The sequence below is a fragment of the Longimicrobium sp. genome (assembly GCF_036387355.1).
Classification (GTDB): Bacteria; Gemmatimonadota; Gemmatimonadetes; order Longimicrobiales; family Longimicrobiaceae; genus Longimicrobium.
Window position 1 is genome coordinate 1 of sequence record NZ_DASVTX010000534.1, and the last position, 2,929, is coordinate 2,929.

The window sequence follows — 2,929 nt, forward strand, 5'->3', positions numbered from 1 at the left end:
CCAGAGATCCGTGCGCGGGCGAAAGCTGAGGCCTACGATCACCTTCCGGCAGGCGCGCCTCGTCCTGGCGCTGGCGTGCTACGGCAAGGCTCGCCACGACGGCCGCGATGGCGATGAGACTGACACCCAAGGTACGAATAAGCGCCTCCCATGGCGGGGGTGTTGGCGCGCCGTCCGGTGGCGACCTGCTACCGGATCTGGCAGAATCCGTGCCGAACGATCGTTCGTTACCTTGCGGTGCCGGGATCGTGTCCATCAACGGTTCGGAATCCTGCGTCCCTGCTCGCCCGACAAACCTACAACGCACCACACTCCTGTTTCCTGACAGGCCCTTTCGTTCATCCTCCCGTGGCGGAATCCGTGTTCCGCAAGCCGCCACCTGTCCACCGGGGAGGACGTGCACGGGACCGTGCGGATTTCCCAGCACCGGCGCGGGTTCCGGCCCGTTTCTCCTCTGCTACACGGACGACGGATGGCGCCGTCCGGCGTGTCACGCGCCGATCAGCTCCAGGATGCGCTCGCTGGCCTGGCGCGCGCGCTCCATCCGCACGCCGTGCTGTTCCCGCGACTCCCGCAGGCTCGCCTGGCAGAACGGGCACCACGCCTCGTCCGGGCCCACCATGCGGCTGCAGGCGTGGCACATGGCCAGCATGGGCGGGGTGGCGCGCAGCCGCGACGGGCGCGGCCCCGCGTGCGGCGGCGGGTACGCGGGCGCGGCGGGCACCGCGTCCGCGGAGTACGAGCCGTTCAGCCGGCGCGCCAGCTCCATCACGTTCACCATTTCCGCCGCGCCGTCCGCCGGCTCCAGAATCAGCTCGAACTCGCCGTGGTCAAACGAGCACCCCGGAGCGGCCGCCACCTGCACGATGCGCTCGCGCAGGCCGTGCGCATCCAGCTCCAGCGCGCGGTGGTGGCAGAACGGGTTGTTCCCCGGCCGGCCAAAGAGCGAGTGCGACGTCCAGTTGCACCCGCCCCGGCAGATGTCGGCGTAGTAGCAGCCCCGGCAGAAGCCCCACAGGTCGTCCGCCGTGCGGTCGCGCGCAAAGGTGAGGGCCGCGCTTTCCCGCCACATCACGGACAGCGGCGTGTCCCTTACGTTGCCGCCCGCGTACGGCGTGGTGGGGAGCGAGGGGCAGCCCTTGATGGTGCCGTCCGCCTCGATGCCGATCCCCGTCGTTCCCGCCTGGCACCCCGTGTAGTGCGCCCCCTCGTTGCCGTATCCGCGGAACAGGTGCTCGTACGGGCCAAAGTAGCCCACGTTGTTGCCGGCCTGCAGCAGCAGGCCGCGCGGCTCGCCCGCGTGGTACAGCTCCGCCAGCAGCGGCATGAGGTCCAGCAGCTCGTACGGCTGCAGCAGAAACTCCGGGTGGTCCGCCGCGCGCCCCATGGCCACGGTGAGCTGCACCTGCCAGTTCTTGACACGCACGTCCAGAAAGCGCTCCTGCAGCCCGCGCAGGTGGGGGATCACGTCGCGGGTAAGCTGGGTGTTCACGCTGGCCACCAGCCCATTGTCGCGCATGGCGGCCAGCGCGCGCATGGCCCAGTCGAACGAGCCCTGTACCCCGCGCAGCCGGTCGTGCAGCTCCGGCGGCCCGTCGATGGAGACGCCCGCGGCCACCAGCCCCGCGTCGGCCGCCTGCTTCACCTTTTCTTCCGTCAGGCGGTAGCCGCCGCTCTGCAGCGAGGGCGACATGCCGTGGTCGCGAATGGCGCGGATGATCTGCAGCCAGTCGCGCCGCATGAACGCCTCGCCGCCAATGAGCGTGACTTCGCGCGTGCCGAGCGCGGCGAGGTCGGCCACCAGGGCCAGCGCCTCGTCCGTGCTCAGCTCGTCCTGGCGGCGCCGGCCCGCGCGCGAGCCGCAGTGCTGGCACTTGAGGTTGCACGCAAGCGTCAGCTCCCACACCACGTGCACCGGAACCGCGGACCGAACGTCCTGTTCCGATACGAACCGGGCCGGCACCGTTTCCATGAGGGACCTCCGCTCAGCCGCGGGTGAGGGCGCCGTCCAGGTCGGCGAGCGCCGCGCGCACTTCGCCGGCGTCCTTGTGGTCGGGGTTCTGCTGCAGCCACAGGCGCGCGTTGTCGCCCACGCGGCGCATGCGGGCGGTGTCGCCGCTGGCCACCGCGTCGCGGATGGGCGGGCCGTAGGGCTTGATGGGACCGATGATGGGATCGGTGGACACCATGATGACCTCCCCGGATGTGGATGAGGGGGCCCGCCCCGGCGGAGCGCGGCCCCGCGGCGCGCGATGCGGCGCCGCTTTCCATAGATAGTCGGAAGACGTGTGTTCTGGCAAGGTGCTCGGGCAGCGGGCCCGGCGGCCGCCCCGCGGTCTGGAACGGGACGTGCCCGCGCACCGGGCCTCCATGCTCGCGCGGGAGTGCACGGAGCGGCGAGGCAGTTCGGGGAGACATGCTCATGCGGGAGATCGTGACAGCGCAGGACGGAACACCGGTGGCGGAAACGGAGCGGCGGCCGTATCGGCTGTCCGGCCCGCGGCGGCTGGCCGCGACCCTTGGCTCGGCCGCCGTCATCCTTCTCCTGGCGGGAGTGACCTGGCTGGCCGTGCAGCGCTCGCGGGAAAGCACCGGGTGGGTGCGGCACACGTACCGGGTCACCGTGGTGCTGGGGCGCACGGTGTCGGACCTGGTAGACGCGGAGACGGGGCAGCGGGGATACCTGCTGACCGGAGATGAGCGCTACCTGGCTCCGTACCGGCAGGGCGCTGCCCGCTTTGCGCACGACCTGGAGGCGCTCCGCGGCCTGACCCGCGACAATCCGCGCCAGCAGGCCCGCATTGGGCAGATGCAGCGCTTGGGCACCGCCAAGCTGAACGAGCTGAGCCGCACCATCCGCCTGTACCAGCAGGGGCAGGCCGATGCTTCCCGGGCAGTGGTGCGCTCCGGGCCGGGCGAGCGGCTGATG

General features: G+C 71.3%; 3 protein-coding genes. 1 reads left to right on the plus strand and 2 read right to left on the minus strand.

Going from position 1 to position 2,929, the window contains the following annotated elements:
• Positions 1-490 precede the first annotated feature (490 nt).
• Together VF665_RS22960 and VF665_RS22965 are read right to left on the minus strand one after the other, a co-directional pair.
• Entirely contained in the window at positions 491-1,972 is a 1,482-nt protein-coding gene (locus VF665_RS22960; protein ID WP_331055814.1) for a radical SAM/SPASM domain-containing protein, read from the minus strand.
• A gap of 13 nt (positions 1,973-1,985) precedes the next feature.
• Positions 1,986-2,189, minus strand: a complete 204-nt coding sequence (locus tag VF665_RS22965; protein WP_331055815.1) for a DUF1843 domain-containing protein — start codon at positions 2,187-2,189, stop codon at positions 1,986-1,988.
• Between the two features lie 233 nt (positions 2,190-2,422).
• On the opposite strand from VF665_RS22965, the gene VF665_RS22970 reads away from it, so the two are divergent.
• Positions 2,423-2,929 (plus strand): CHASE3 domain-containing protein (locus VF665_RS22970; RefSeq protein ID WP_331055816.1); only part of this gene is annotated, 507 nt, incomplete at its 3' end.